30 protein-coding genes are annotated in these 26,335 nt (G+C 37.1%); 24 read left to right on the top strand and 6 right to left on the bottom strand.

What is annotated here, in order from left to right; all coding sequences use genetic code 11:
* The first annotated feature begins 19 nt into the window (after positions 1 to 19).
* Positions 20 to 2,395 carry a polyprenyl synthetase family protein gene (locus ACFSO7_RS18440; protein WP_377878839.1) on the top strand — a complete coding sequence of 792 codons (2,376 nt, stop codon included), beginning with the start codon at positions 20 to 22 and terminating at the stop codon, positions 2,393 to 2,395.
* A gap of 149 nt (positions 2,396 to 2,544) precedes the next feature.
* Here ACFSO7_RS18440 and ACFSO7_RS18435 read toward each other — a convergent pair whose 3' ends face one another.
* The 3 genes from ACFSO7_RS18435 to ACFSO7_RS18425 form a co-directional block, all read right to left on the bottom strand.
* On the bottom strand, positions 2,545 to 3,480 hold the full coding sequence (locus tag ACFSO7_RS18435; RefSeq protein WP_377878838.1) for an alpha/beta hydrolase: 936 nt from the start codon (positions 3,478 to 3,480) through the stop codon (positions 2,545 to 2,547).
* A gap of 225 nt (positions 3,481 to 3,705) precedes the next feature.
* Positions 3,706 to 3,837: a hypothetical protein gene (locus ACFSO7_RS18430; RefSeq protein ID WP_377878837.1), complete on the bottom strand. Its 132-nt coding sequence runs from the start codon at positions 3,835 to 3,837 to the stop codon at positions 3,706 to 3,708.
* A 58-nt stretch (positions 3,838 to 3,895) separates the two neighbouring features.
* Positions 3,896 to 4,795 carry a hydroxymethylglutaryl-CoA lyase gene (locus ACFSO7_RS18425; RefSeq protein ID WP_377878836.1) on the bottom strand — a complete coding sequence of 300 codons (900 nt, stop codon included), beginning with the start codon at positions 4,793 to 4,795 and terminating at the stop codon, positions 3,896 to 3,898.
* Positions 4,796 to 5,160: 365 nt separating this feature from the next.
* On the opposite strand from ACFSO7_RS18425, the gene ACFSO7_RS18420 reads away from it, so the two are divergent.
* From ACFSO7_RS18420 to ACFSO7_RS18410, 3 genes are read left to right on the top strand one after another with little or no spacing between them, the layout of a single operon-like run.
* Complete coding sequence (locus ACFSO7_RS18420) at positions 5,161 to 6,348, top strand: acetyl-CoA C-acetyltransferase (RefSeq protein WP_377878835.1); 1,188 nt, start codon at positions 5,161 to 5,163, stop codon at positions 6,346 to 6,348.
* A gap of 23 nt (positions 6,349 to 6,371) precedes the next feature.
* Positions 6,372 to 7,061: a CoA transferase subunit A gene (locus ACFSO7_RS18415; protein WP_377878834.1), complete on the top strand. Its 690-nt coding sequence runs from the start codon at positions 6,372 to 6,374 to the stop codon at positions 7,059 to 7,061.
* Positions 7,062 to 7,084: 23 nt separating this feature from the next.
* Positions 7,085 to 7,738 (top strand): 3-oxoacid CoA-transferase subunit B, encoded by a 654-nt coding sequence (locus ACFSO7_RS18410; RefSeq protein WP_377878833.1) that lies wholly within the window; start codon positions 7,085 to 7,087, stop codon positions 7,736 to 7,738.
* A 33-nt stretch (positions 7,739 to 7,771) separates the two neighbouring features.
* Here ACFSO7_RS18410 and ACFSO7_RS18405 read toward each other — a convergent pair whose 3' ends face one another.
* On the bottom strand, positions 7,772 to 8,344 hold the full coding sequence (locus ACFSO7_RS18405) for a DUF899 family protein (RefSeq protein ID WP_377878832.1): 573 nt from the start codon (positions 8,342 to 8,344) through the stop codon (positions 7,772 to 7,774).
* Positions 8,345 to 8,450: 106 nt separating this feature from the next.
* Between ACFSO7_RS18405 and ACFSO7_RS18400 the strand changes: the two genes are divergently transcribed.
* Complete coding sequence (locus ACFSO7_RS18400) at positions 8,451 to 8,693, top strand: YqkE family protein (protein WP_377878831.1); 243 nt, start codon at positions 8,451 to 8,453, stop codon at positions 8,691 to 8,693.
* The gene (locus ACFSO7_RS18395; protein WP_377878830.1) at positions 8,693 to 9,217 is read left to right on the top strand and encodes a GrpB family protein; all 525 of its coding nucleotides are present in this window, start codon (positions 8,693 to 8,695) and stop codon (positions 9,215 to 9,217) included. Before ACFSO7_RS18400 ends, ACFSO7_RS18395 begins: the two co-directional genes overlap by 1 nt.
* A gap of 165 nt (positions 9,218 to 9,382) precedes the next feature.
* On the opposite strand, the gene ACFSO7_RS18390 is transcribed toward ACFSO7_RS18395, so the two are convergent.
* Both ACFSO7_RS18390 and mciZ read right to left on the bottom strand, forming a co-directional pair.
* Positions 9,383 to 10,303: an aldo/keto reductase gene (locus ACFSO7_RS18390; protein WP_377878829.1), complete on the bottom strand. Its 921-nt coding sequence runs from the start codon at positions 10,301 to 10,303 to the stop codon at positions 9,383 to 9,385.
* Between the two features lie 72 nt (positions 10,304 to 10,375).
* Positions 10,376 to 10,516 carry a Z-ring formation inhibitor MciZ gene (gene mciZ, locus ACFSO7_RS18385; protein WP_377878827.1) on the bottom strand — a complete coding sequence of 47 codons (141 nt, stop codon included), beginning with the start codon at positions 10,514 to 10,516 and terminating at the stop codon, positions 10,376 to 10,378.
* A gap of 75 nt (positions 10,517 to 10,591) precedes the next feature.
* Here mciZ and ACFSO7_RS18380 point away from each other — a divergent pair, with 75 nt between their 5' ends.
* The 18 genes from ACFSO7_RS18380 to ACFSO7_RS18295 all read left to right on the top strand — a co-directional run bounded on the left by ACFSO7_RS18380 (position 10,592) and on the right by ACFSO7_RS18295 (position 26,335).
* Complete coding sequence (locus tag ACFSO7_RS18380; RefSeq protein ID WP_377878826.1) at positions 10,592 to 11,140, top strand: NUDIX hydrolase; 549 nt, start codon at positions 10,592 to 10,594, stop codon at positions 11,138 to 11,140.
* A 2-nt stretch (positions 11,141 to 11,142) separates the two neighbouring features.
* Positions 11,143 to 12,309: an endonuclease Q family protein gene (locus ACFSO7_RS18375; RefSeq protein ID WP_377878825.1), complete on the top strand. Its 1,167-nt coding sequence runs from the start codon at positions 11,143 to 11,145 to the stop codon at positions 12,307 to 12,309.
* A 282-nt stretch (positions 12,310 to 12,591) separates the two neighbouring features.
* Entirely contained in the window at positions 12,592 to 13,239 is a 648-nt protein-coding gene (spoIIM, locus tag ACFSO7_RS18370) for a stage II sporulation protein M (protein WP_377878824.1), read from the top strand.
* 110 nt (positions 13,240 to 13,349) lie between these two features.
* Positions 13,350 to 13,811, top strand: coding sequence for a ferric iron uptake transcriptional regulator (gene fur, locus ACFSO7_RS18365; RefSeq protein WP_377878823.1), 462 nt, complete (start codon positions 13,350 to 13,352; stop codon positions 13,809 to 13,811).
* A gap of 117 nt (positions 13,812 to 13,928) precedes the next feature.
* Positions 13,929 to 14,156 carry a YqzK family protein gene (locus ACFSO7_RS18360; RefSeq protein WP_377878821.1) on the top strand — a complete coding sequence of 76 codons (228 nt, stop codon included), beginning with the start codon at positions 13,929 to 13,931 and terminating at the stop codon, positions 14,154 to 14,156.
* A gap of 6 nt (positions 14,157 to 14,162) precedes the next feature.
* Positions 14,163 to 15,059, top strand: a complete 897-nt coding sequence (gene xerD, locus ACFSO7_RS18355; protein WP_377878820.1) for a site-specific tyrosine recombinase XerD — start codon at positions 14,163 to 14,165, stop codon at positions 15,057 to 15,059.
* A 169-nt stretch (positions 15,060 to 15,228) separates the two neighbouring features.
* Positions 15,229 to 16,422, top strand: coding sequence for a phosphopentomutase (deoB, locus tag ACFSO7_RS18350; RefSeq protein ID WP_377878819.1), 1,194 nt, complete (start codon positions 15,229 to 15,231; stop codon positions 16,420 to 16,422).
* 34 nt (positions 16,423 to 16,456) lie between these two features.
* Positions 16,457 to 17,761 carry a pyrimidine-nucleoside phosphorylase gene (locus tag ACFSO7_RS18345; RefSeq protein ID WP_377878818.1) on the top strand — a complete coding sequence of 435 codons (1,305 nt, stop codon included), beginning with the start codon at positions 16,457 to 16,459 and terminating at the stop codon, positions 17,759 to 17,761.
* 120 nt (positions 17,762 to 17,881) lie between these two features.
* Positions 17,882 to 19,048, top strand: coding sequence for a D-alanyl-D-alanine carboxypeptidase family protein (locus ACFSO7_RS18340; protein WP_377878817.1), 1,167 nt, complete (start codon positions 17,882 to 17,884; stop codon positions 19,046 to 19,048).
* Between the two features lie 128 nt (positions 19,049 to 19,176).
* Complete coding sequence (gene spoIIAA, locus ACFSO7_RS18335; protein WP_377878816.1) at positions 19,177 to 19,527, top strand: anti-sigma F factor antagonist; 351 nt, start codon at positions 19,177 to 19,179, stop codon at positions 19,525 to 19,527.
* Between the two features lie 2 nt (positions 19,528 to 19,529).
* Positions 19,530 to 19,970 carry an anti-sigma F factor gene (spoIIAB, locus tag ACFSO7_RS18330; RefSeq protein ID WP_377878815.1) on the top strand — a complete coding sequence of 147 codons (441 nt, stop codon included), beginning with the start codon at positions 19,530 to 19,532 and terminating at the stop codon, positions 19,968 to 19,970.
* A 12-nt stretch (positions 19,971 to 19,982) separates the two neighbouring features.
* Positions 19,983 to 20,741, top strand: coding sequence for an RNA polymerase sporulation sigma factor SigF (sigF, locus tag ACFSO7_RS18325; RefSeq protein ID WP_377878814.1), 759 nt, complete (start codon positions 19,983 to 19,985; stop codon positions 20,739 to 20,741).
* Positions 20,742 to 20,865: 124 nt separating this feature from the next.
* Positions 20,866 to 21,486, top strand: coding sequence for a stage V sporulation protein AA (locus ACFSO7_RS18320; protein ID WP_377878813.1), 621 nt, complete (start codon positions 20,866 to 20,868; stop codon positions 21,484 to 21,486).
* Positions 21,476 to 21,898 (top strand): stage V sporulation protein AB, encoded by a 423-nt coding sequence (locus tag ACFSO7_RS18315; protein ID WP_377878812.1) that lies wholly within the window; start codon positions 21,476 to 21,478, stop codon positions 21,896 to 21,898. Before ACFSO7_RS18320 ends, ACFSO7_RS18315 begins: the two co-directional genes overlap by 11 nt.
* A 42-nt stretch (positions 21,899 to 21,940) precedes the next feature.
* Positions 21,941 to 22,504, top strand: coding sequence for a stage V sporulation protein SpoVABEA (gene spoVAEA / locus ACFSO7_RS18310; RefSeq protein WP_377878811.1), 564 nt, complete (start codon positions 21,941 to 21,943; stop codon positions 22,502 to 22,504).
* Complete coding sequence (locus tag ACFSO7_RS18305; protein ID WP_377878810.1) at positions 22,504 to 23,979, top strand: spore germination protein; 1,476 nt, start codon at positions 22,504 to 22,506, stop codon at positions 23,977 to 23,979. The genes spoVAEA and ACFSO7_RS18305 overlap by 1 nt, the downstream gene beginning before the upstream one ends.
* A 318-nt stretch (positions 23,980 to 24,297) precedes the next feature.
* Entirely contained in the window at positions 24,298 to 25,617 is a 1,320-nt protein-coding gene (gene lysA, locus ACFSO7_RS18300) for a diaminopimelate decarboxylase (RefSeq protein WP_377878809.1), read from the top strand.
* Positions 25,618 to 25,981: 364 nt separating this feature from the next.
* The gene (locus ACFSO7_RS18295; protein ID WP_377878808.1) at positions 25,982 to 26,335 is read left to right on the top strand and encodes a GNAT family N-acetyltransferase; all 354 of its coding nucleotides are present in this window, start codon (positions 25,982 to 25,984) and stop codon (positions 26,333 to 26,335) included.

Genomic DNA, 26,335 nt, shown 5'->3' with positions numbered 1-26,335 from the left:
AGAAACTTAAGCAGGGGTAATGTATCGTATGAATGAGAAATTAGTAAAAAATGCCGATGAATGTTATCGGCTGGCCGAGCAGAAGGCTGCTCATTATTTTCAAACACTTTATGAGCAAGTCAAGCAAAAGACCTATATCCCCACGCTAACTAAAGATATACTGTCTTGGAAACACAATCATATTCGTTCTTATCTGAGCTTTTTTTCACGTGGGAAGAAAAAAACAGACTCTCATGGATATCACAACTATATCCGATGGCTGGATTATTCAGGAAAATTAGACAATTACCTTGATCGAAGCATCTCCTATATTTTTATGCGAGATCTAGGCAAATCCCTGAGCTCACATGAAACACAGATCAGGATTCGGAGTGTTGTTAACAATATAAAAAATCACCTAACAGCTGACCGGGGAGAAAAAAACGATACGTTTAGCATGGCTGAGTTATACCGATGGGCCCAGAAAGAAGGCGTTGAATCGGCCATGATCTGGGTGATTGACAAACTTAAGACGGTAACCGCTAATATTCCAAAGGGAATGGATGCTGAGCATGCCCAGCGAAAACTAATTAAAATCATTGCTGGAGTAGTGATGCATGAAATTGAAGAGATCGGTGATGAGATATCGCCTGAAATACGTTCCTTGAGACTCGATAAAGCAATCAGACTTGGCTATTGCTATGGTCTGACGTATCCTTTCATTGACGATCTCCTAGATGCCAAAATTTTATCTTCTATAGAGGAAAAACAATATTCCGATTTGATTCGCACAACCCTTATCACTGGATCTGTACCGAAATTGGGTGAGTGGCCTGGAAATAATAAGGCACTGATTCGATATATTCATTCGGAACTCCGAGATGCCTTTGAGTTTATTAAGACGAACCAAAGACAAGAAACAAGAAAAAGTTTTTTCGAGCAATCCTATGTGTTTTTTCATTCTCAGGAAGTCGATCGTGTAAAAGATCTGTCCAATGAAAATTACACCAATGAAGAGCTTTATTTACCAATCATTCTAAAATCCTCTTCCTCACGATTGATTGTCCGCTCTGTTATTAGTGCTCCCGAGGATGAGGGATTTGACAACCGAACATTCTATTATGGAATTTATAACCAGTTGGCAGATGATTTTGCAGATATGTTTGATGACATGAAGGAAGAAGCGGTAACACCTTATACCTACTATATGAAGTATCATGATAAGCGTCCTGATCTGATCAATCCTTTTGAATTATACTGGACAGTCATTGCTAATTTAATCCATCATGTGTATCACTCAGATAAAAAAACATGTGAGGTCATACTAGATCGAGCCATAAACGGTCTAAAACGATTTAAAGAACGAACGGGAACGAAAAAATACAACGAAGTGATGGAGCTATTTGCTTCCGGAAATCCGAAATTCAATCATCTTATCCAAAAAATGGTTCAAAAAGCGGATGATGTGGATTTTTTCGATAAATTGCTAAGGGATCATATTATTACAAATTTGAGAAACGAACGGAGGGAACAGGACGAATTTTTACATACGATCGAGACTATTCGGAATGACATCAACAATAGCTTATCTATCCTTAAAACCGATTCTGTTTCTGTGATGAAAGAGCCGATCATTGATGCCGCGAATTACAGTCTAAATGGCGACGGAAAACGATTGAGACCCATCGTTGCCTGGGTTATGGGTGTTAATGGATATGGTCTTGAAAGTTCAGCAATCGTTCCACTTCTGAAATCATTGGAATACATGCATACGGCTTCCCTCATTTTCGATGATTTGCCATCCCAGGATAATGCGTCTATCCGCAGGGGGCGTCCAACTCTACATCAGGTGTATAATATTGCCATAGCAGAATTAACCGGACTTTTTCTAACCCAGAAGGCTATAGAAGAACAGGCATCTTTAGAACAGTTTGATTCGAAAACAGTGCTTAACTTGATTAGATATTCGGCCCAAATGACAGCTGATATATGTATGGGGCAGGCGATGGACTTGGATTCTAAAGGAAAAAAATTAACACTAGAACAATTGAATCTAATGTGTTTTTATAAAACGAGTCTAGGATTTGAGGCTTCTCTCATCATGCCTGCAATTCTCGCCAAAGCACAGGAAGTAGAAATAGAGGCTTTAAAAAAATATGCCCGGCATGCTGGGATTGCGTTTCAGATTAAAGATGATTTGCTTGATGTGGAAGGAGACCTGACTTTACTCGGAAAGTCAATTGGAAAAGATGCCGAAAATAACCATTCAACTTTTGTGTCAATCTTAGGACTGGAAGGGGCAAGAAAAGCGATGTGGGAACATTACTGTCTTGCTATGGAAGCACTGCAAAAGGTAGAACAAAATACCACTTTTTTAAAGCATTTATTGAATTATATGGTGAACCGGGACCGTTAAGAGTTAGTAATAACTTAGATTTAGGTTAAATGTGAAGTCAGTTCGCTGATACTCGTGATTAAATTTCTAGAACAAACCTGTCCGTGGGCTAAGAATTTGTCCACGGACGATGACTGAAAATAGATTAGCTATATAAAGCTGAAGCCCGATTAAAGATAAACCTCTTCCTCCACGTAAACATACTTCTTCAAAAACTCATCAATAGCTTTTTCGTAATCTTCTTTATTCTCATTCAGTGATTGTGCATGGACACCATGCTCAGCTAAATACAGCATTTTTGGCCCTTGTTTCTTTTCAAATAAATCGATTGTCATGGAGGGTAAAATATAATCATCCTTTTTACTATGGATAAATAAAATTGGACTTTTAATATTTTGAATGACGGAAATAGGTGAGACCTCTTTAATGGAATAACGGTCACGTTTCTTGATGAAAAAGTCCCCTAATGGAATAAGTCCCTTTGGCGGCAGCTTCATTTCTCTTTTTAAAAGGTATTTCACTTGTTCATCAAAGCTTGAAAAAGGACAGTCCGCAATATAAAAGTCTGCCGCGTCTTCAAGCATACCTGCATATAAAAGTAGGGTGGCGGCACCCATAGATTCTCCGTGAATTCCAAGTTGTAAAAGGGGACCTATTTCGTTTCGTAGCCAATCCACTACTGCTTTTAAATCAAATTTTTCATAATGACCAAAGCTTGTCGTATTCCCGCCGGATTCACCATGGCGACGATGATCGTAAATAAGTACATTAAAACCCCGATTAAGAAACAGATTCATATATTTAATCGAATTCATTTTATTTTCAGTAACTCCATGGCAAACAATGATATATCGATTCGAACGATGCGGCTCAACTAAAACAGCATTTAAAAGATAACCGAATGGAGATTCGATTTTGACCTCTCGTTTCGGTAAATGATCAAAATCTAAAGGCTGGAACCGACCAGCTGCCGTTTCGCGTTGTAAGATAAAATCATTCTCTTTTTTCTTGATATACATAAGACGGCTGGAAAAAAAGTACCCTAAGGCCCCAACAGCCGAAAAAATAGCTAAAAATGAAAACAGCACTTTATATAATTTTTTCAAATCCATCCCTCAAATCAAAGGTCTAGTTAGTTATATATTATCACTCAAACAGTGAAAAAGCCGCAGTATTTTGCGGCTTATGTGGTAACAATTTGATTCTATGTCTAGCTCCAGCGGCTAGCCCCTCGAGGTCTTTATCACTCCATAAATGAAGGCAAAGAACGCCTTCTTTTATGGAGCGATAAAGCTTGTCGGAGCTGAACGAGCCGCTTCCGCTTTTCGAATTTATTGCTCAGTATTCTGTCGTTTCGTCGGATGGATGGCTAATTCTAGTTCTTCGGCTGAAATTAAGCGTTTACCTGTGTCTGAATTTGGTTTCCCTTTTTGACTATACCCTTTGTCACGTTTTTGACTCATAAGTATCGACTTCCTTCCATCATGTTCTCCTTATTAAGATGGATAAAGATATCAAAGGTTATGCATGCTGTAAACGGTAATAAGTACTTTCGATATTTCTAGATAGAAATGGTGCTACCACATCGACCGCTTTTAGCAACCCGTCTAAATCAATGCCAGTTTCAATTCCCATACGTTCCAACATATAAACGACATCCTCGGTCGCCACATTCCCTGTTGCTCCAGGTGCGAACGGACATCCACCTAAACCGCCAGCAGAAGTATCAAAGCGATCAACCCCAGCTTGTAAGGCTGCAAAAATATTAGCCAAAGCCATTTTTCTAGTGTCATGAAAATGGGCATTGAGCAAAACATTCGGAAACATCTTTTTCAGATTTGAAAAAAGTGAAAAAGATTCATCGGGTGTAGCCATTCCAATCGTATCTGCCACACTTAACTCATCGACGCCAGCTGCAACGAATTCAGAACAAAGCTTAATTGTATCCTCTTCATTCATTTTTCCTTCATAAGGACAGTAAAAGGAAGTTGAAATACAAGCTCGAACGAAAAATTGCTTTTCTTTTAAGCTTTTAATAATTGGCTTTAGTTCTTCCAGGCTTTCCCCTGTCGTTTTGTTAATATTTTTTTTATTAAAAGAGTTGCTTACGCCAACAAAAACAGCAACCGCTTTGCAGTTGGTTTCAAGAACGCGGTCTATGCCTCGTTGATTCGGCGCTAGAACAATGTTTCGGGTATTAGAATCTAAACAATCTGCTACAATTTCGCCAGCATCACTCATTTGCGGTACCCACTTAGGTGATACAAATGAGGTTAGCTCCATTTCTTGAATACCCGCGGCCTTTAGGGCTGTAATAAATTGTTTTTTTATTTCAGTTGGAATAAATGATTTTTCATTTTGTAATCCATCTCTAGGACCAACTTCAGTGATGATCACTTTTTTTGGTAAGTTTAACGTCATGATTTCCCCTCCTATGCTCATATATAAGAATGTGAAACTTTTTTTGGACTTCGAAAATTGTCCAGCGCAAGCGTCCGCCCCGACGTACAGGATGTACGAGTGTCGACAATGCGACAAGACGTCCGAGTTTTTGTCGACCTCGAGGTCAAATGTTCGCCACCCAAAAAGTCAAAGAACGACTTTCTGGGTGGGCAAGCTTTGCTTGTCGTGGCTTACAAGAGCGCTTCTGCTTTTCTCATTATATTTATTGTAGTGCGAATAATTTTCAAAATGCAAGAATAATAGAAATTTTGTCAAAATAAAAGGAATTTTGCTATTTCAATCGAATAACTAAAGGTGAACATAGTTAGGAAAGGAAGATTAAAATGACTCAAACAGAAGTAGTAATTGTGAGCGCAGTTCGAACGGCTATCGGTAGTTTTAGTGGAAGTTTAAAAAATATATCTGCTCCAGATCTTGGTGCAATTGTTATTAAAGGTGCATTGGAAAAAGCAGGCGTGAAGCCAGAGCAAGTAGATGAAATTATTTTAGGAAATGTTTTACAGGCTGGACTAGGGCAAAATCCAGCAAGACAAGCAGCTATTAAAGCGGGAATTCCTGAAAGCGTTTCCTCCATGACGATCAATAAAGTTTGTGGATCAGGTTTAAAAGCGGTTCATCTAGCTACACAAGCGATTTTAGCAGGAGATGCTGAAATCGTCGTTGCAGGTGGAATGGAAAATATGAGCCAAGCACCGTATATTTTAAAAAATGCACGTGATGGTTTTAAAATGGGTGACCAAAAGCTAATCGATACGATGGTTGCTGATGGATTAACATGCGCGTTTAATGATTATCACATGGGCATAACGGCTGAAAACCTTTGTGATAAATATGAATTAACTCGTGAAGAACAAGATCAATTTTCTGCTTGGAGCCAGGAAAAAGCTGCAAAAGCGATTGCAGAAGGAAAATTTAATGACGAGATAATCCCTGTTGTTATCCCACAACGTAAAGGTGATCCAATTGTATTTGCCCAGGATGAATACCCAAAGGCAGGTACCACAGCAGAGAAATTAGCAGGGCTGCGACCAGCTTTTAAGAAGGATGGCAGTGTTACAGCGGGGAATGCTTCTGGAATTAATGACGGGGCTGCAGTTGTAGTCGTTATGAGTAAAGCGAAAGCGGATGAATTAGGATTAACACCGTTAGTGACAATTAAAGCAAATGCTAGTGCTGGAGTGGATCCTAGTATTATGGGGATTGGACCAGTTACTGCTGTGAAAAAAGCACTTGAAAAAGCAGGAACAAGTCTTTCTGAGATCGAGCTGATCGAAGCAAATGAGGCATTTGCTGCACAATCATTAGCGGTCGATCGTGAGCTTCAATTTAATAAAGAAATATTGAATGTGAATGGTGGAGCGATTGCTTTAGGACACCCAATCGGAGCAAGTGGTGCAAGAATTCTTGTTACATTAATTCATGAAATGAAAAAGCGCAATGCACAGAAAGGCTTAGCAACCCTTTGTATCGGTGGAGGACAAGGTGTTGCAACGGTTATCGAGCTAGCATAAAGTTACGAAAGGGGAGCTATTTGATGAAAAAAATTGGCCAATCTTTTACAGAAGCAGTAGCGGACATTCAAGACGGAGCTACATTAATGGTCGGAGGATTTGGACTTTGTGGTATTCCTGAAAACTTGATTTTGGCTCTCGTTGAAAAGGGAGTGAAGGACTTGACGGTCATCTCAAATAACTGTGGAATCGATGACTGGGGTCTTGGATTACTTTTGCAAAATAAACAAATAAAGAAAATGATTGGCTCCTATGTTGGAGAAAATAAAGAGTTTGAAAGACAAGTACTTTCTGGGGAACTAGAGGTAGAATTACTTCCACAAGGCTCATTAGCGGAGAAAATTCGCGCAGGTGGTGCTGGCATCCCTGCTTTTTACACACCGGCAGGAGTAGGAACGCCGATTGCAGAAGGTAAAGAAACAAGAGTGTTTAATGGAAAAGAGTATTTGCTAGAAGAAGCATTAAGCGCAGACTTTAGCCTTGTGCGAGCATGGAAAGGCGATAAAATGGGGAATCTCGTATACCACAAAACGGCACGGAATTTTAATCCAATGATCGCAGCTGCTGGAAAGGTGACTATCGCTGAAGTGGAGGAACTAGTTGAGATTGGTGAACTTGATCCGAACGGCATCCATACCCCAAGTATTTATGTGCAAACCATTATTGAAGGCAAGCAAGAAAAACGGATTGAGCGATTAACCGTTCGTAAATAATCGATAGAAGGGAGAAAAAGTCAATGAATAATCGTGAAAAAATTGCTAGAAGAGCAGAACAAGAAATCGAAAATGGCTTTTATGTCAACCTTGGTATCGGAATTCCGACTTTAGTGGCGAACTTTATTTCGGAAAATAAACAAGTTGTTCTTCAATCCGAAAATGGGCTTCTTGGAATTGGGCCGTACCCAGGAGAAGATGATGTAGATGCTGATTTAATCAATGCGGGAAAGGAAACGGTTACGGCAATCCCTGGCTCCGCCTATTTTGATAGTGCTGAATCCTTTGCAATGATTCGTGGCGGACATGTGAATATTGCCATTCTAGGTGGAATGGAAGTTTCAGAAAAGGGTGACCTAGCAAACTGGATGATTCCAGGAAAGATGATTAAAGGAATGGGTGGCGCGATGGACCTCGTCCATGGAGCAAGAAAAATCATTGTCATCATGGATCATGTCAATAAAGCTGGTGAATCAAAAATATTAAAAGAATGTACTTTACCACTTACAGGTAAAGGTGTCGTGAATCGTATCATTACCGAAAGAGCGGTAATGGATGTGACAGAAAATGGGCTGAAGCTTGTAGAGGTTGCACAAGGATTTTCAGTAGAGGATATTGTGAACTCCACTGAAGCAGCTTTACTTGTCGATGAAACTGTGAAAGTAGATGCTTATTAAAGAATAAAGCAGGGGGGAATCCCTGCTTTATTTTCAATATTTTTTCTTAGGTTGAAAGTCTTCTGAACCAGATGGTAATAAGTCGAATAAATGCCAGACAATATTATAATCATCACCAGGTCCAAGGGGGGCTTTGGCATGGTGATAAATATTTCCTTCTTTATCTCTTCTAAATGTGGACACCCCTGGATAATTATAGCCATCCTTTTCAAAGCCAAAGTCTGCTTTAAAGCTCGTTCCTTTTGTAGAAACCATCGGAAACTTCCATCCTCTTTCAGCTGCCAAATTTTCTTGTACCTCCGGTATATCAGGAGAAGTAAGGACAAATGCTGCTTTTTGGATTAAATGATGATAAACCCCATTGAACCCATCCGCCCACATTGTGCAGTAGGAGCATCCTTTTCCCATATTGTGAATGACAATTAACTCATCTTTCTCGCCGAATAAATCAAGTAAATTTACCTCTTGATGATCTGTAGCGACAAATTGATAATTTTCTACTTTTTGCTCGGGTACAGATTTTCTAAGTTGCGCTAATTTTTTCTTTTTTTCTAGTATTTCTTGTTCAAGTTGATTAATTTCATTTGATAAAGACTCCACTGCCACTTTCTTCACCCCTAAATAATGATAGTAAGCTATTCTCCAGTGTTTGATGATTTCCCTTTTTTCAAACCATGTTATAATATTTTTAAAAATAAAAAGGAGGGGTCATATGATGAAAAAGCAACAGCCAAAAGCAAAAAAAGATGAATCTGCCATTACTTTAGGTGATATGCTAAATCAAGATTTAATGAAGCAGCTGAAGGAGAAACAGCAGGAATTAAAAGCAAAAGAAGATAAGAAATTGCAAGAAGAGGAAGCTCGTAAACGTGAGGAAAGAAGATTAAAAGAAAAAAATAAATCTTTTGAAGAGCTACTCAATGAAAGTACAACGGATTGGAGAAATTTTAAATAATGGTAAGAAAGGTAGAGGTGGTCTCTTACCGTTCTGAATGGGAAAGTCGATTTTTAGCAGAAAAAGATGTATTATTAAAGACTTTTACTCCTAAACAGGTAACTGTACATCATATTGGAAGCACCTCTGTCCCAAGTTTAGCGGCGAAGCCAATTGTAGACATAATGATTGAATCGAATTCTTTAGAGATTTTTGATCAAAATACTCAAAAACTTGAAGAGATGGGCTATGAAGCACGTGGTGAAAATGGGATCCCTGGGAGACGATATTTTGTGAAATTTTCTCCAGAAGGTGAACGTTTAATCCATCTACATGCCTTTCAAACGGAGAATCCAGAGATAAATAGACATCTAGTTTTCAGGGATTATTTACGAGAACATCCAACCCATTCAAAAAGATATGGTGAAATAAAACTAGAAGCAGCAAATAAATTTCCATGGGACATAGATAAATATATTTCTTATAAAGATCCAATTATAAAAGAATTAGAGAAATTGGCGTATCAGTGGAAAAAGAAGGACTAGTATTTGTGATAGTCCTTCTTTTTCGCGTTTATTAAAATCATTCATAAAGCCCGTAAACATGGAAATTAGCCAAACTCGGTAGATAAGAAGGTTTTATAAAACCCCTAAAAACAAATTTTCTCAAAACACGGTCATTAAGAACAAATTCATAAAACCAAATCTATCCTATCGATGATCTTTATAAACCGATCTTTTTGTAATTTGTCTTAGTAAACCCAACTCTTCTTTTGATAAAACTTGAGATTGTGCTGACTGCACATTTTTTCTAACCTGTTCAGGCGAGCTCGCTCCAGCTACAACTGTTGCAACCGTGGGATCAGATAAACAATATTGGGTGGCTACTTCGGTTAAAGTACGTCCAGATAATTTTTCCTCTAATGAATATAAAAGATTCATTAATTCAGAAGAAGAATAGTCTAAATAACCTTTTTCCTTAATAGAAGTGGAAAAATCATCCCATTTTTTCTCAGTAAGTATCCCTTTTGCTAGAGTACCGCGACAAACAATACTAATTTCGTGTTGAGCTAGAAGTGGGATTGCACTTTCTTCAGGGCGTCGGTCAAGAAGGCTATACTGCATCATTACAGAAACAATGCTTGATTTTTCAACATACTCACGAATTACATTTGGACGAATCGAAGAAATTCCGTAATAACGTATGAATCCTTCAGATTTCAACTCCTCGAAAGCCTCAATCGATTCTTCGATACGGTCTTCCATTGTCCCGCCATGTAGTTGATACAAATCAATATAATCCGTGCCCAACCTCTTGAGACTTTGTTTAACTTGTTCTTTTATATAAGCCTTGGACGGATCCCAGCTCCACCCGCATTTATCATCATTCCAGCGATTCCCCACTTTCGTGGCAATAACCACTTGGTCTCGAACCTTTTTTAAAGCAGATCCAACGATTTGTTCATTGACTCCAAAATCATATAAATCAGCCGTATCGAAATAATTGATTCCCTCTTCAAATGCAGCATTTATTACTCGGTGTGCATTTGCTTCATTCGTTCCAAGCGACATGCAGCCTAATCCGATTTCACTTACGAATAAATCAGACTGCCCTAGCTTCCGTTTTTGCATACTGTACCTCCAGGTATTTCGAATAATAATTTAATTCTACAAAAATGAAGCAGGGAAACCAAATCATCTGACTTATAAGTCTGATTTTTGACTTGTATCATTCACCCAATCTTTTACGGTTACAAATTTGTGCCGATATTCAATTAGCTTCTGCTTTATCTCCCATGCTTTACCGACTAGAACTACTCCTTTTTCGTGTACATACACCTTCATCAAAACTACCTCTTTCATTTAAGTATGGTAAAATGTATGAGCATGTCATATCGGATTAGAACAGGAGTGTTTTTAATGAGCCGTTTAGAAGAAAAAACGATTAAGACTGAAAAAATTTATGATGGGAAAGTAATCAGCCTCCAAGTGGATGAAGTTGAACTTCCAAATGGGAATACTTCGAAGCGTGAAATTATTAAACACCCTGGGGCGGTGGCCATTTTACCGATTACAAATGATGGAAGGATTGTCATGGTTGAACAATATCGCAAAGCGCTAGAACGAACTTTAGTGGAAATTCCGGCTGGGAAATTAGAAAAAGGAGAAAACCCAGAGGATTCAGCAAAAAGAGAACTAGAGGAAGAGACAGGTTATGGATGTGAAAATTTGGAATGGCTCATTTCATTCTATACGTCACCAGGCTTTGCAGATGAAATTATTCACCTATATGTAGCAACAGGCTTAACAAAAATAGAAAATGCAGCTTCATTAGATGAGGATGAATTTGTTGATCTCTTGGAATTAACATTATCTGAAGCAAAACAGTACATAATAGAAAAGAAAATATACGATGCAAAAACAGCTTATGCCATCCAATACCTTGAGTTAAAAGAGGGTACGAAATAACAATGCAAAAATTCTACGTTGATTTACATATACATATCGGAAGAACGCGCTCAGGTAAGGCAGTGAAAATTACTGGAGCGAAGTCATTAACTTTTACAAATATTATTCATCACGCTCGTAATGAAAAAGGCTTAAACATGATTGGGATTATTGATAGTCATTCTCCAGAGGTTATTATGGAAATGGAAGACTTACGTTCACAAGGAATGCTTACTGAGCATCCAGATGGGGGAATACTGTTTGGTGATTTAACCATCATTCCAGGTTCAGAGCTTGAAATATATGATGAGAAATGTCATGGTCCGATTCATGTATTATGTTTTTTTCAAACGATAGAAATAATGAGAACTTTTTCTATGTGGCTATCAAATCATTTGAAAAATATCCAATTGAGCTCACAACGAATCTATGTTACTGGAATTGAACTTCAGAACAAGGTGAAAGAACTAGGTGGGCTTTTTATTCCCGCACATGTATTTACTCCATTTAAAAGCTTGTATGGGAAAGGGGTCATATCGAGTTTAACAGAGGTTTTTGATCCAACAAAAATCGATGCCATCGAGCTTGGACTCAGTTCTAACACAATGATGGCGGATGAGATTGGAGAACTCCATCAATTTTCTTATATATCTAATTCAGATGCACATTCATTAGCGAAAATAGCTAGAGAGTACCAAGTGGTTGAAATGGATCAACCAACTTTTAAGGAACTTGAAAAAGCATTAAAAGAAATAGATGGACGCAAGGTATTTGCTAACTATGGATTAGACCCTTTACTAGGAAAATATCATCAAACCGCATGTGCAAATTGTGCCACTGCAAGATATGACCAGAATGAAAAATGTCCAGAATGTGGTCATGATAAAATAGTTAAAGGGGTAGCTGATCGTATTAAGGAATTACAGTCAGAAGCAAAGATTCCAAGAAATCGTCCTCCTTATATACACCAAGTCCCATTAGAATTTATTCCAGGCTTAGGACCGAAAATGCTTGATAAACTATTAAGTCATTTTGGGACCGAGATGGCTATTCTTCACGAAGTCCCATTAGAGGCATTAAAAGAAATTGTCCCAGTAAATATAGCAGAATTAATCAATAAAGCACGTCTCGGTGAAATCAATCTACACGCCGGCGGAGGAGGCAAGTACGGAAAAATTGCAGACCAATAACAAAAACGTGACGTCCTGTCACATTGTCGACACTAGTACATCCTGTACGTTGGGGCTAAGTGCTGGGGTTAGAAGAAAACTTCACGATTTACTAAAAGGTAATCCAATACGAATATTATATAATTTCATAAACATAAAAAATTGTACATTTTCTTTAACACATTAACGCGCTGGGGGTCAGACCCCCAGCGCGTTAATGCGTTAAAGTTCTTATTTTTTTGTCATATGCGCAGTAGACGAGCATACAATTTAGTAACGAAAGGGTAGGAGGAAGGACACAAGATGAGAAAAAAAATGTACCAGAACGTTGCAGCAAATTATTTGCGTGAAAACTCCTCAATGTATTTATTTGTACTTGTACTGTTTTTAATGGGTGTTATTTTTGGAGCAGTGATTGTCAACAGCTTAAGCTTTGCGCAAAAGGAAGATTTGTTTTATTATTTAAATCAATTTTTTAGTCAAATGAGTGATGGAAAAATTGCAGAGGCTTCCGATTTGTTTAGGCAAAGCTTTCTCCATAATATAAAGTTTATTGGGCTTATGTGGCTACTTGGCATTTCGATTATTGGACTTCCGGTCATTCTCATTCTGCTATTTATGAAAGGAATGGTGGTTGGGTTTACCGTTGGTTTTCTAGTCAACCAAATGGGATGGGACGGGTTTTTCTTAGCGTTTGTTTCGATTCTTCCTCAAAATTTTATTATTATTCCCGTTTTTATCATCACGACATCAGTGGCCGTCATGTTTTCATTGAAAATGATTCAAAGGCAATTTCTAAAGAAATACGGTCAGCCATTTTTACCATTATTCAAAAATTATATAGGTGCACTAATAATGGCAGCGATATTAATTGCTGCAGCAGCAGCTGTAGAAGCCTATTTATCGCCAGCCTTTATGAAAGCCGTAATGACCACAATCCCGAATTTATAATAATTATTACATGATATAAATTATTTATATCTAGTGATAATAATTTTATTTTGAATCTCCTTATCCATCTGTTATAATAAAAAATGACAGTGGCGAGGGAGGACTTCGGTATGGAAAGCAGAATTGATAGAATAAAAAAGCATTTGCACTCATCTAGCTATAAACTCACTCCACAACGAGAAGCTACCGTACGTGTGTTGTTGGAAAATGAAGAGGACCATTTAAGTGCAGAAGATGTCTACCTCCTCGTGAAAGATAAATCGCCTGAAATAGGGTTGGCAACTGTTTATCGAACGTTAGAATTACTTACTGAATTAAAAATCGTCGACAAAATTAATTTTGGAGACGGAGTTTCCCGATACGATTTACGTCAAGAAGGAGCAGCCCATTTTCATCATCACCTTGTCTGTATCGAATGCGGCGCCGTGGATGAAATACAAGATGATTTATTAGAAGATGTAGAAGCAATCGTTGAACGAGATTGGAACTTTAAAATTAAGGACCACCGTTTAACCTTTCATGGAATTTGTTATCGTTGTCAAGATAAAACAAATGAAGAAACAGATCAATAGGCCTTTACATAAAGGTCTATTTATTTTATTCATTGTAGGTATAATTCTTGTCCAAACTGGCATAACCTTTAATAGGTTATAGATTACTTGTTCATAGAAACAGTTGGGGGCAGGAAGATGGGCTCATTTATTAAAATAGTTTTTCAAACGTTAAAAGTATTTGTTATCTTTACAGGATGCACAATCCTTTTTTATTATGGTATCATTTGGATAAATGAAGAGTATCAAGATTATCACCGTTATGACGAACCTGAGGGTGCAGCGGTAAAGGTTTCTACAACGGAAAATGATAATGACTTATCACTTCTTGATCGGTTAATCTTGTTTTACTTAAATGGGGAGTAATGCATTTTGGCAGAAGATCATTTAAAAGACTTTATTCATTTTTTAATCGTTGAAAAGGGATTAGCACAAAACACGATTGTCTCTTATGAAAGAGATTTAAAAAGTTATTTATCCTTTTTGAAAAATATTGAAAATAAACATGATTTAAATGAAATAAAGCGGGGACAGATCGTTCATTTTTTAGGACATCTTAAGAAACAAGGGAAATCGTCCAAAACACTCGCAAGGCACACAGCATCGATTCGTGCATTCCATCAATTCTTAATTAGAGAGAAAGTAGTCGATCATGACCCTACCGTTCATATAGAATCTCCGCAGCTGGAACGAACGCTTCCAAAAGTTCTGTCAATGGAAGAAGTAGAGACTTTATTGGAATCACCTAAACTTATGAACCATTTTGGCTACCGTGATAAAGCGATGCTAGAGTTACTGTATGCAACGGGGATGCGGGTAAGTGAGTTAATTGGATTAAATAATGGAGATGTCCATTTATCGTTAGGATTTGTTCGCTGTATCGGAAAGGGAAATAAGGAAAGGATTATCCCGATTGGAAGTACGGCTGCAAATGTATTGCAAGACTACATTGATAAAGCGAGATATAAATTTTTATCAAGTCGTCAAAGGGAAGAGGCTCTGTTTTTAAATCACCATGGAAAAAGATTAACAAGGCAGGGTTTTTGGAAAATCCTCAAGAAATTAGTCGCTGAAGCAGGGATTGAAAAAGAATTAACCCCGCACACGCTAAGACATTCATTCGCAACACATCTTCTAGAAAATGGAGCAGACTTACGTGCAGTTCAGGAAATGTTAGGACACGCAGACATTTCTACCACACAAATTTATACACATGTCACGAAAACACGTTTAAAAGAAGTGTACACGAAATTTCATCCAAGAGCTTAGAAGATTCATAGAAATGTAAGAAAGCTGTCCTAATGAAGATAGCTTTTTTTTTATATTTTTAGTAAAATAAAGTTGTCAGACTTCTGACGTTATTATTTTTTTGAAATGATTATTCTAATAAAACAGGGGAAATATAAATCATATTACTACCTTTGTGGGGAGGATCTACATGTCTGAGTATACATATAAACGAATTTTTCTCATTGTGATGGATTCGGTTGGAATTGGTGAAGCTCCAGATGCAAAAAAGTTTGGGGATGAAGGATCAGATACTTTAGGCCATATTGCAGAAAAAATGAACGGATTAAACATGCCAAACATGGCCCAATTAGGCCTAAGTCATATTCGTGAAATTAAAGGAATTGAAAAAGTAGATAAACCTTTAGCTTATTTCACAAAAATGCAGGAAGCTTCTAATGGTAAGGATACGATGACTGGGCACTGGGAAATTATGGGGTTGAATATTCAAACTCCATTTAGAGTATTTCCAGATGGATTTCCGCCAGAGTTGGTTTCTGAACTAGAGGCTAAAACTGGGAGAAAAATTATCGGAAACAAGCCAGCCAGTGGTACCGAGATTTTAGATGAACTTGGTGAAGAACATATGAAAACAGGCGCATTAATTATTTATACATCTGCTGATTCAGTGTTGCAAATTGCGGCCCATGAAGAAATTATCCCTATCGAAGAACAATATAAAATATGTAGCATTGCTAGGGAACTGACATTAGATGAAAAATATATGGTTGGTCGAGTGATAGCGAGACCGTTCTTAGGGGAGCCAGGAAATTTCAAACGTACCTCCAATCGCCACGATTACGCATTAAAGCCATTTGATCGTACAGTGATGAATGAATTAAAAGATTCAGAACTTGATGTTATCGCTATCGGGAAAATATCCGATATTTTCGATGGTGAAGGAGTAACTCAATCCTTACGAACTATTTCAAATATGGATGGTATGGATAAATTGCTTGATAGTTTAAATATGGATTTTACAGGATTAAGTTTCTTAAATTTAGTCGACTTCGACGCTCTTTATGGACACCGTCGTGATCCTCTTGGATATGGCAACGCGTTAGAAGAATATGATTCGAGACTTCCAGAGGTTTTTGAAAAAATGCAAGAAGATGACTTGCTTATTATTACAGCAGATCATGGAAATGATCCCGTTCACCCTGGTACAGATCATACGAGAGAGTACGTTCCATTACTTATCTATTCCAAAAAAATGACAGAAGGTAAAGAATTACCAATTTGTAAAACATTTGCAGATATTGGAGCGACAGTTGCAGAGAACTTCCATGTGACGATGCCGAAATTTGGTCAAAGTTTTTTGAAAAAAATAAGTGATTCAAAATAGAATAAACAATTATCAAGAGAAGATGGTGATATCCATGAGAATGGTGGATTTAATAGAAAAAAAACGAGATCAACTTGAGTTAACGACTGAGGAAATCCAATTTATCATTAATGGTTACACAGAAGGTTCGATTCCTGATTATCAAGTAAGTGCCTTTACAATGGCCGTATTCTTCAATGGAATGACTGAACGTGAAAGAGCCGATTTAACAATGGCAATGGTTAACTCCGGTGACACAATTGACTTATCACAAATCGAAGGAATCAAGGTCGATAAACATTCAACTGGGGGAGTCGGCGATACGACAACATTAGTGCTAGGTCCTCTTGTTGCAGCAGTTGGAGTCCCTGTAGCAAAAATGTCTGGTCGAGGTTTAGGACATACAGGCGGAACCATTGATAAATTGGAATCAGTGGCAGGATTTCATGTGGAAATTGAAAATCAAGAATTTATCGATTTAGTAAATAAAAATAAAATTGCTGTTATTGGTCAAAGTGGAAATCTAACTCCTGCTGATAAAAAGCTATATGCTCTGCGCGATGTGACGGCTACAGTTGATAGCATTCCATTAATAGCGGGTTCAATAATGAGTAAAAAAATTGCTGCAGGTGCTGATGCAATCGTCTTGGATGTGAAAACGGGTGCCGGTGCCTTTATGAAAACGCTTGATGATTCCAGGGAATTGGCAAAGGCAATGGTACGGATTGGGAATAATGTTGGTCGACGTACGATGGCAGTTATTTCAGATATGAGTCAGCCGTTAGGATTTGCTATTGGAAACGCCCTTGAAGTGAAAGAGGCTATCGATACCTTAAAGGGTGTAGGTCCAAAGGATTTGACAGAACTTTGTTTAACATTAGGAAGCCATATGGTGTATTTAGCGAAAAAAGCAAGTTCACTACAAGAAGCAAGACAATTACTTGAAAAAGCGATAGAGAATGGATCAGCATTAGAAAAATTAAAAGTTTTCTTGAGCTCACAAGGTGGAGATGCTTCAGTAGTCGATGACCCATCTAAACTTCCACAAGCCCAATTTGTTTATGAATTAGAGGCAAAGGAAGATGGTTATGTACATGAAATGGTTGCTGATGAAATTGGTACAGCCGCGATGCTTTTAGGTGCTGGAAGAGCAACAAAGGAATCAGTGATTGATTTAGCCGTTGGTTTATTATTACACAAGAAAATTGGAGACCAAGTCAAAAAAGGTGAGTCAATTGCTTCCATATATAGTAATTTTGAAAATGTTGAAGAAATAAAGCAAAAACTCTATGAAAACATTATCATTACATCAGAGCCGACAAAGGCTCCAACACTAGTATACGAAGAAATAACTGAATAGTAGTTGAAGCGTCTTGGGATATCCCAGGGCGTTTTTTATTTTTTTCTAATTACTATTTATTGTATAAAAGTACTTAATTTGGAAAAAATAATGCCTATAAAGAATAGGAGGGGTATGTAAATGAAACGATTTTTCACTATGATGATCCTATCAATTTTAGTTTTTTCCATGATCGGTCCATCAGCATATGCAGCGGAAAAGAAGCAAACCGATTTAGTAAATAACGTAAGTTCTGCGATATTAATCGAGCGAGATACGGGCACAGTTATGTATGATCAAAACAGTCAGGAAAAACTGCCACCAGCAAGTATGACCAAAATAATGACAATGCTGTTAATTATGGAAGCCATCGATGAAGGCAGACTGTCTTTGAAGGAAAAAGTAAGAGCGAGTGAATACGCTGCTTCAATGGGAGGTTCACAAATCTTCCTTGAACCTGGAGAAGAAATGACTACAAGTGAATTATTAAAAGGAATCGCAATCGGTTCTGGAAATGATGCATCTGTCGCATTAGCTGAGAGAATTGCCGGTTCTGAAGAAGCTTTTGTTGACATGATGAACAAAAAGGCAAAGGAATTAGGTTTAAAAAATACGAAATTCCAAAATACCACAGGACTTCCTGCTGAAGATCATTATAGTACGGCATACGATATGGCTATGATGGCAAAAGAATTATTAAAATACGATACCATCACAGAGTTCACGGGCAAATATGAGGACTACCTAAGAGAGACGAGTGAGAAGAAATTTTGGCTAGTGAATACGAATAAACTCGTTCGATTCTATCCTGGAGTTGATGGACTAAAAACGGGTTTTACAAGAGAAGCAAAGTATTGTTTAACTGCAACAGCAGAAAAAAATGGAATGCGTGTTATTGCCGTAGTATTTGGGGCCCCAACCTCTAAGGAAAGAAATGCGCAAGTCACTAAACTATTAGATTTTGCTTTTAGCCAATATCAAACCCACCCTTTATATAAAAGAGGTCACACACTGGGCAAAGCAGTAATTAGTAAAGGTGAAAAGAAAACGATTAATGCAGTGACAAGTGAACCGATTTCATTACTTACAAAAAAAGGGGAAAATATTGATAAAGTTAAAAAAGAAATTACTTTACAAAAAAATATTAAAGCCCCTGTTTTAAAAGGTGATCGAGTAGGAACGATCAAACTTGTAAAAGATGGTAAAGTATTGACGGAAAGCCCTTTAGTTTCAAATGAAGATGTAAAGCAAGCAGGATGGTGGAAGTTATTTAAACGTTCTTTCGGAATGTTTACAAAAACGAATTAAAGGGAATGTCGAAAATTACCGTTTTCTTACTATCTTTAGCGAATAAACACTAGTTTTGTTTGTTAGAAGGATTCTATCACTAAAGCAGCGAATTGACTCACTATACCAGATGAAGGAGGCTGAGGATAGTGAGTCTTAATATTGACTTAGAAGTAATAAATGATGTTCTTTGCATTCGTCTTTCAGGCGAGCTTGATCATCATACAGCAGAAGAATTACGCGATCTCACTACAAAGGCAATAGAAAAGCATCAAATTCGGCATATTCTTTTAAATCTAGAGCATCTTTCTTTCATGGATAGTTCTGGTTTAGGAGTTATTCTAGGACGTTATAAGCAAATTAAACAACTTCATGGTGAAATGGTAGTATGTGCCATCTCCCCTGCGATTCAAAGACTTTTTGATATGTCGGGCTTATTTAAAATTATTCGTCAAGAGCCGACTGAAGAGTTTGCATTGCAACATTTGGGGGTGGCATAACTTTGAAGAATGAAATGAAACTACAATTTAGTGCTTTAAGCCAAAACGAATCTTTCGCAAGGGTCACTGTTGCCGCATTCGTTGCACAACTTGATCCGACAATGGATGAATTAACAGAAATTAAAACTGTTATTTCAGAAGCTGTGACGAACTCCATTATTCATGGATATGAAAATGATCCTGAAGGGCTAGTATACATTAATGTAACCATTAATGATGGTTTTATTGATATGACCATTAAAGATGAAGGAATGGGCATCAATGATGTGGAGGAAGCCATGCAGCCATTATTTACAACGAAACCAGATTTGGAGAGATCTGGAATGGGCTTTACGATCATGGAGAATTTTATGGATGAAGTGGAAGTATTTTCACAACCAGGTAGAGGAACCGAAATCAGATTAAGAAAGCATTTATTAAACAGCAAAATGCTATGCAATTAAGGAGACTAGCCGATGGATGTGGAGGTCAAAAACGAAAAAAACCAAACCTATTTAAAAGATCACGAAGTAAAAGAATTGATTAAAAAAAGTCAAGATGGGGATCAAGAAGCGAGAGATACAATTGTTCAGAAAAACATGAGGCTCGTTTGGTCTGTTGTGCAACGATTTATTAACCGTGGATATGAACCAGACGACTTATTTCAAATTGGCTGTATTGGTTTACTTAAATCGGTTGATAAATTTGACCTTTCCTATGATGTGAAATTTTCAACCTATGCCGTTCCGATGATCATAGGAGAGATTCAGCGTTTTATTCGTGATGATGGAACAGTTAAAGTTAGCAGGTCATTAAAAGAAATGGGTAATAAAATTAGAAAGGCAAAAGACGAGCTATCGAAAACGTTAGGTAGAGTCCCGACTGTTTCTGAACTATCTGAGTACCTAGAACTTTCACCTGAAGATATTATCCTTGCCCAAGAAGCGAGCCGTACACCATCGTCCATTCATGAGACGGTATATGAAAATGATGGGGATCCAATTACCTTATTGGATCAAATTGATGATGGAAATGAAGGAAAATGGTTCGATAAAATTGCTTTAAAAGAAGCAATAAGAGAACTTGATGAGCGAGAAAGGTTAATCGTCTATTTAAGATATTATAAAGATCAAACTCAATCAGAAGTAGCAGGTAGGCTTGGAATATCGCAAGTTCAAGTGTCAAGATTAGAAAAAAAGATACTCCAACAAATGAAAGACCGTATGGATCAATAAGATTCATACGGTTTTTTCTATAATCAAACAAAAAATAAAAATTAGTAAATATTGGTTATCATGAAATGAAGTTCTTAACAAATAATACTTATACAAGGAAATCCATGTGTGGGAAGTGAATGTTTTGGAAAAAACAATCTACATTCGCATGAGGAATCGTGTCTTCACTCATCCATTTACTACTGTCCATTTAAAGGATATTGCTCAAGTAAATACTGACGAAGAGCTTTATCAAAAAATAATCAACATTCCCATCCATAAAATCACCAAGCAGGACAAAAATATCATCATTATTGATGTGATGAAAGTAATTAATTTGATTACTGAATATGATTCCAGTGCAGAGGTGCAAATCATAGGCCCTTCCCAAACCATTATTGAGGTGATCTATAAGAAAAAAGGAGTTTCCATTCCTCTTTTTATTTTAATTTGGCTTCTACTCTTTTTTGGAGCTGCTATGACAATTATGAATTTCCATGAAGATGTCAGTATGAAAGAAGTCCATCAGAATCTTTACACCATTATCACAGGCAAGGTTAACCCGCATCCTCTAATATTTCAAATACCCTATTCTATCGGACTAGGCCTTGGTATGATCTTATTTTTTAATCATATTTTTCGAAAAAGAATCAATGAAGAGCCAAGTCCATTAGAGGTTGAAATGTTTAATTACCAGCAAAATTTAGATCATTACGTCATTATGAATGAGAATAAAGAAAGCATGAAGCATATAAATGACGATTAATGTCATCATTGTCGTTTTTATTGGATTTGCTGGTGGATTAGCTGTTGGAACAGGCTTTGTTGCCTTTTTAACAGTATTAGGTGTGATTCCGAGGTTAACACAATTAACAAAAACAATGAAAATGATTCATTGGTATGAATGGGGTGTCGTTCTTGGTGCATTAACAGGGGTAATGGTAAGTTTAGAGGATATTCTCTTATTTCTTACCCCATTTATACTCATCCCATTAGGTTTATTCGCTGGAGTATTTTTTGGTCTTATAGCTGCTGCATTAACGGAAGTATTAAATGTCCTGCCGATTTTGGCGAAAAGAGTAGGCGTAGATGGGAAAATAACTATTTTACTAATGGCGATTGTATTGGGGAAAATCTTCGGATCTTTGTTCCATTGGATCTATTTCGTGAAACGATAAACGATTGAAAGAGATAGAATCCATTTAGAAAGGATATCTCATATGGAAAAACGAAGACAAGTGATATTAATTACTGATGGTGATGATTATGCCAGACGAACAATTGAGAAAGTTGCTGTGGATATCGGTGGGCGTTGCATATCCATGTCCCATGGAAATCCTTCCAATCTAACTGGTGCTGAGATTGTTCATCTAATTAAAAAGGCTACAAATGACCCCGTATTAGTCATGTTTGATGATAGTGGTTATATGGGGGAGGGCATGGGGGAAAAGGCTTTAAAATTTGTAGCGACCCATCAAGATATCCAAGTCTTAGGTGTTATTGCCGTCGCTTCGAACACTCGTCATAGAGAATGGACACGAGTCGACGTGTGTGTTGATCGCGATGGAAATCTAACTCCATATGGGGTAGATAAATATGGGTTGCCAGATCTAGAGCTGGGGCGAATGAATGGAGACACGGTTTATTGTTTAGATACATTAAATATTCCTATTATTGTAGGAATTGGTGATATTGGGAAAATGTCAAAACAGGATCTTCTTGAAAGAGGATCACCAATCACAAAAAAAGCAATTGAAATTATTTTAGAAAGGAGCGGAAAATAATGGTTGAACAGAGTAATGAGAAAAAAACAATTCCAGCCTCTTTAGAATCTGTTGAAAAATATATGAAAGATAGAATTGGGTTAGGTGTAAGCTTTGATTTAGGGATAAGAAAACTAAAGATATTAAGAAAAGATGTACATATTTATTATGTAAACGGTCTATGTGATACCCTTTTTATTATAAACCTATTCGAAGAACTAGTAGAAATAAATGATCATGAAAAGCTTTCAACCCATCTATTTGATATTGTAGAAAATCGCTTAATTCATCAATCTGTTAGTAAAATCAAGACATTAGATGAACTTGTGGATCAAGTCTTATCTGGTTTAATCGTGGTCCTTGTAGAAGGAGAAACAACTGGGCTTCTAATCGATGTAAGAAGCTATCCAGGCAGGCAGCCACAGGAGCCTGATACAGAGAAAGTTGTTCGTGGTGCACGAGATGGGTACGTTGAAAATATTATAGTCAATACTGCTTTAACAAGAAGAAGAATTAGAGATGAGCGGTTAAGGTTTGAAATGTTAAAAGTGGGTGAACGTTCTAAAACTGACGTAGCAATTGGATACATTAAAGATGTAGCTGATCCTGATTTAATCGAAATATTAAAGAAAGAAATTGAAGCAATTGAGACGGATGGCTTAACGATGGGTGATAAAACAGTTGAAGAATATTTAGTTAAGCAATCCTATAACCCGTTTCCATTAGTACGATATTCAGAAAGACCTGATGTGGTTGCTGCTCATATCTTAGAAGGACATGTTGTTATTTTTGTTGATGCTTCTCCAAGTGTGCTCATAACACCCGCCACTTTCTTTCACCATGTACAACATGCTGAAGAATATCGCCAATCACCAGCAGTTGGTACTTTTGTTAGATGGATTCGATTTTTAGGAATATTTTCTTCAATCTTCTTTTTACCTTTATGGTTTTTGTTCGTATTAGAGCCAGATCTGTTACCAGAGTCTTTAGCGTTTATTGGCCCGAATAAAGAAACCAACATTCCAGTAATCGTTCAGCTATTCTTAGCGGATCTAGGTATAGAGTTTTTAAGAATGGCGGCCATTCATACACCTACCTCCTTATCAACAGCAATGGGATTAATTGCTGCTGTATTAATTGGACAAATCGCTATAGACGTTGGACTTTTTGTTCCTGAAGTAATTTTATACGTTGCTTTAGCAGGTATCGGAACGTTTACAACACCGAGTTACGAATTAGGAATTGCAAACAAAATAGCAAGGCTACTTCTATTGGTTTTAGTCGCCATATTCTATGTTCCAGGATATGTAGCTGGGGTGACTTTATTTATTCTAATCCTTGCAAGTATCAAAACTTTCAATACCCCATATTTTTGGCCATTTATTCCATTTAGTCCGAAAGCATTTCTGACTATACTTATTAGACGGTCAGTACCTAGCTCGAAAATACGTCCTAGTATCACACATTCGAAAAATCGTTACAGAGCACCGCATTAACAATGTACAGCACTATTGCAGATTATTAGTTCTTATGATAAAGTTTTAAATTAAATAAGAAGAATAGACAGTTTCTTAAAGATTCTGTCTATTTGTTTTCGAAAAAGGATTTGAAAATTGTCTAGCGCAAGCGTCCTAGCCTGACGTACAGGAAATACAAGTGTCGACAATGCGACAGGACGTCCGAGTTTTGTCGACCACGAGGTCAAATGTTCGACACCCAAAAAAGTCAAAAAACGACTTTCTGGGTGCCGAAGCATTTGCTTGTCGGGGCTAATCGAGACGCCTCGCGCTTTTCTGAGGAATGAGGGAAAATGCATGCATTTTTATGGAACAGCAAAAATTAATCATCTCCGTCATTTAGAAATTGGTGGTGTTGATACAGTTGAATTAGTACAAAAATACGGGACGCCTCTTTATGTTTATGACGTAGCTTTAATTCGCGAGCGTGCACGTGGTTTTAAGAATACTTTTGAACAACTAGGTATTAAAGCACAAGTTGCTTATGCAAGTAAGGCATTTTCTACCATTGCAATGGTTCAACTCGTTAATGAAGAAGGGCTTTCGTTAGATGTCGTTTCAGGCGGAGAGTTGTATACAGCGATTAAAGCGGAATTTCCGACTGAAAGAATTCATTTTCATGGTAATAACAAAAGTATTGAAGAATTAGAAATGGCGCTTAACTATGAAATTGGTTGTATTGTTGTAGATAATTTTTTTGAACTTGAAAACTTAATTCAATTATGTGAACAGAAAAATAAAAAAACAAAAATATTATTGCGGGTGACTCCGGGGATTGAAGCTCATACTCACGATTATATATTAACTGGTCAGGAAGATTCTAAATTCGGTTTTGACTTACAAAATGGTCAAGCTGAACAGGCGCTTAAAACAGCGCTTAAATATGAATGTCTAGAAGTATTAGGAGTTCATTGTCATATCGGTTCACAAATATTTGATACGACTGGTTTTATTTTAGCGGCTAAGAAAATTTTTGAAAAATTAAATGATTGGAAACAAAGTTTTGGATATACCTCAGCTGTTTTAAATCTTGGTGGAGGGTTCGGTATTCGTTATACAAGTGAAGATGAACCGATTCCAGCTTCCCGATATGTGGAAGAAATTATTTCAGAAGTAAAGAATCAAGTAGAAAAATTCAAAATGGAATTACCTGAAATTTGGATTGAACCTGGCAGATCATTAGTTGGTGATGCTGGGACCACATTATATCAAATCGGCTCTCAAAAAGAAGTGCCAAATGTTCGGAAATATGTGGCTGTAGATGGGGGAATGAGTGATAATATCCGCCCTGCACTCTACCAAGCTAAATATGAAGCTGTGTTGGCAAACCGACCATTAGACCAGATCGCAGAAAAGGTATCGATAGCAGGGAAATGTTGTGAATCAGGCGATATGTTAATTTGGGACTTGCCATTGCCAAAACCAGAAAATAATGATGTACTTGCTGTATTCTGTACAGGTGCATACGGCTATTCAATGGCAAACAATTATAATAGACTAGCTCGTCCTCCCGTTGTATTTGTTGAAAATGGAACAGCCCAACTAGTAGTAAAGCGGGAAACATTTGAAGACTTGATAAGATTAGATGTTCCTTTGAAACAGGGCGTAAAATTGTAAATATTTTAGTGGGTTAACCTTTTAAGGGTTAGCCTATTTATTTGAGTAGTAAAATAAAAATGTGGAAATTCGTTATTTATTTAGGATAAACTAGAAGGGAGCTACCTAATAATGAAAAGAAATAATTGGGCCGTGTTTTTATTTATTCTTCTAATTGCAATGGTTTGGGGAGCGATTTATTGGATTTTTATTGGTCCGACTAAATAAGATGATTGAAGTCTTTATCTTAATGTAATATGATAACCAATAGATATATGCAACAAACAATATTTCTATACATATAATATGGAAAAAGTTTATAAACAAACATTTTTGGAGAAACTAGAACATTAGTAAAGATGAATGAACTTAATGAGGGATATATATGTTAATTCGCTACAAAAAAACATTTGAAAAAATCGCCATGGGATTACTATCCTTTATGCCAAATGAAAAGGATTTAAAAAAATTACAACAATCTATGAAGAACTATGAAATGGAAGATTCATGGCAGCTTTTTCTTTGGAAAGAAGAAGATATCATTGGATTGATTGGTGTTACTTTCCATGATGAAAATTCATTCGAAATCCAGCATATTTCAGTTAACCCATCACATCGAAAACAAGGTATTGGTAAGAAAATGGTTCAGGCAGTCAAAGACCTTTATCCAAACAAGTCAATGGTCACCAATGCTTTGACAGAATCCTTTATTCAAAAATGTGAGCAAGACAGTGAATAA

Origin of the sequence: Bacillus sp. CGMCC 1.16607 (assembly GCF_042683745.1) — a bacterium.
GTDB lineage: Bacteria > Bacillota > Bacilli > Bacillales > Cytobacillaceae > Pseudoneobacillus.
Note: the sequence above shows the minus strand (reverse complement) of the source record. Positions and strands in the feature narration are given on the sequence as shown.

Bases quoted from the DNA above. Each gene is read 5' to 3' on its own strand.
- ACFSO7_RS18440 (WP_377878839.1), top strand. From the start codon at position 20: ATGTATCGTATGAATGAGAAATTAGTAAAAAATGCCGATGAATGTTAT.
- ACFSO7_RS18430 (WP_377878837.1), bottom strand. From the start codon at position 3,837: ATGAGTCAAAAACGTGACAAAGGGTATAGTCAAAAAGGGAAACCAAAT.
- ACFSO7_RS18425 (WP_377878836.1), bottom strand. From the start codon at position 4,795: ATGACGTTAAACTTACCAAAAAAAGTGATCATCACTGAAGTTGGTCCT.
- ACFSO7_RS18420 (WP_377878835.1), top strand. From the start codon at position 5,161: ATGACTCAAACAGAAGTAGTAATTGTGAGCGCAGTTCGAACGGCTATC.
- ACFSO7_RS18415 (WP_377878834.1), top strand. From the start codon at position 6,372: ATGAAAAAAATTGGCCAATCTTTTACAGAAGCAGTAGCGGACATTCAA.
- ACFSO7_RS18410 (WP_377878833.1), top strand. From the start codon at position 7,085: ATGAATAATCGTGAAAAAATTGCTAGAAGAGCAGAACAAGAAATCGAA.
- ACFSO7_RS18400 (WP_377878831.1), top strand. From the start codon at position 8,451: ATGATGAAAAAGCAACAGCCAAAAGCAAAAAAAGATGAATCTGCCATT.
- ACFSO7_RS18395 (WP_377878830.1), top strand. From the start codon at position 8,693: ATGGTAAGAAAGGTAGAGGTGGTCTCTTACCGTTCTGAATGGGAAAGT.
- ACFSO7_RS18390 (WP_377878829.1), bottom strand. From the start codon at position 10,303: ATGCAAAAACGGAAGCTAGGGCAGTCTGATTTATTCGTAAGTGAAATC.
- mciZ (WP_377878827.1), bottom strand. From the start codon at position 10,516: ATGAAGGTGTATGTACACGAAAAAGGAGTAGTTCTAGTCGGTAAAGCA.
- ACFSO7_RS18380 (WP_377878826.1), top strand. From the start codon at position 10,592: ATGAGCCGTTTAGAAGAAAAAACGATTAAGACTGAAAAAATTTATGAT.
- ACFSO7_RS18375 (WP_377878825.1), top strand. From the start codon at position 11,143: ATGCAAAAATTCTACGTTGATTTACATATACATATCGGAAGAACGCGC.
- spoIIM (WP_377878824.1), top strand. From the start codon at position 12,592: ATGAGAAAAAAAATGTACCAGAACGTTGCAGCAAATTATTTGCGTGAA.
- fur (WP_377878823.1), top strand. From the start codon at position 13,350: ATGGAAAGCAGAATTGATAGAATAAAAAAGCATTTGCACTCATCTAGC.
- ACFSO7_RS18360 (WP_377878821.1), top strand. From the start codon at position 13,929: ATGGGCTCATTTATTAAAATAGTTTTTCAAACGTTAAAAGTATTTGTT.
- deoB (WP_377878819.1), top strand. From the start codon at position 15,229: ATGTCTGAGTATACATATAAACGAATTTTTCTCATTGTGATGGATTCG.
- ACFSO7_RS18345 (WP_377878818.1), top strand. From the start codon at position 16,457: ATGAGAATGGTGGATTTAATAGAAAAAAAACGAGATCAACTTGAGTTA.
- ACFSO7_RS18340 (WP_377878817.1), top strand. From the start codon at position 17,882: ATGAAACGATTTTTCACTATGATGATCCTATCAATTTTAGTTTTTTCC.
- sigF (WP_377878814.1), top strand. From the start codon at position 19,983: ATGGATGTGGAGGTCAAAAACGAAAAAAACCAAACCTATTTAAAAGAT.
- ACFSO7_RS18315 (WP_377878812.1), top strand. From the start codon at position 21,476: ATGACGATTAATGTCATCATTGTCGTTTTTATTGGATTTGCTGGTGGA.
- spoVAEA (WP_377878811.1), top strand. From the start codon at position 21,941: ATGGAAAAACGAAGACAAGTGATATTAATTACTGATGGTGATGATTAT.
- ACFSO7_RS18305 (WP_377878810.1), top strand. From the start codon at position 22,504: ATGGTTGAACAGAGTAATGAGAAAAAAACAATTCCAGCCTCTTTAGAA.
- lysA (WP_377878809.1), top strand. From the start codon at position 24,298: ATGCATTTTTATGGAACAGCAAAAATTAATCATCTCCGTCATTTAGAA.
- ACFSO7_RS18295 (WP_377878808.1), top strand. From the start codon at position 25,982: ATGTTAATTCGCTACAAAAAAACATTTGAAAAAATCGCCATGGGATTA.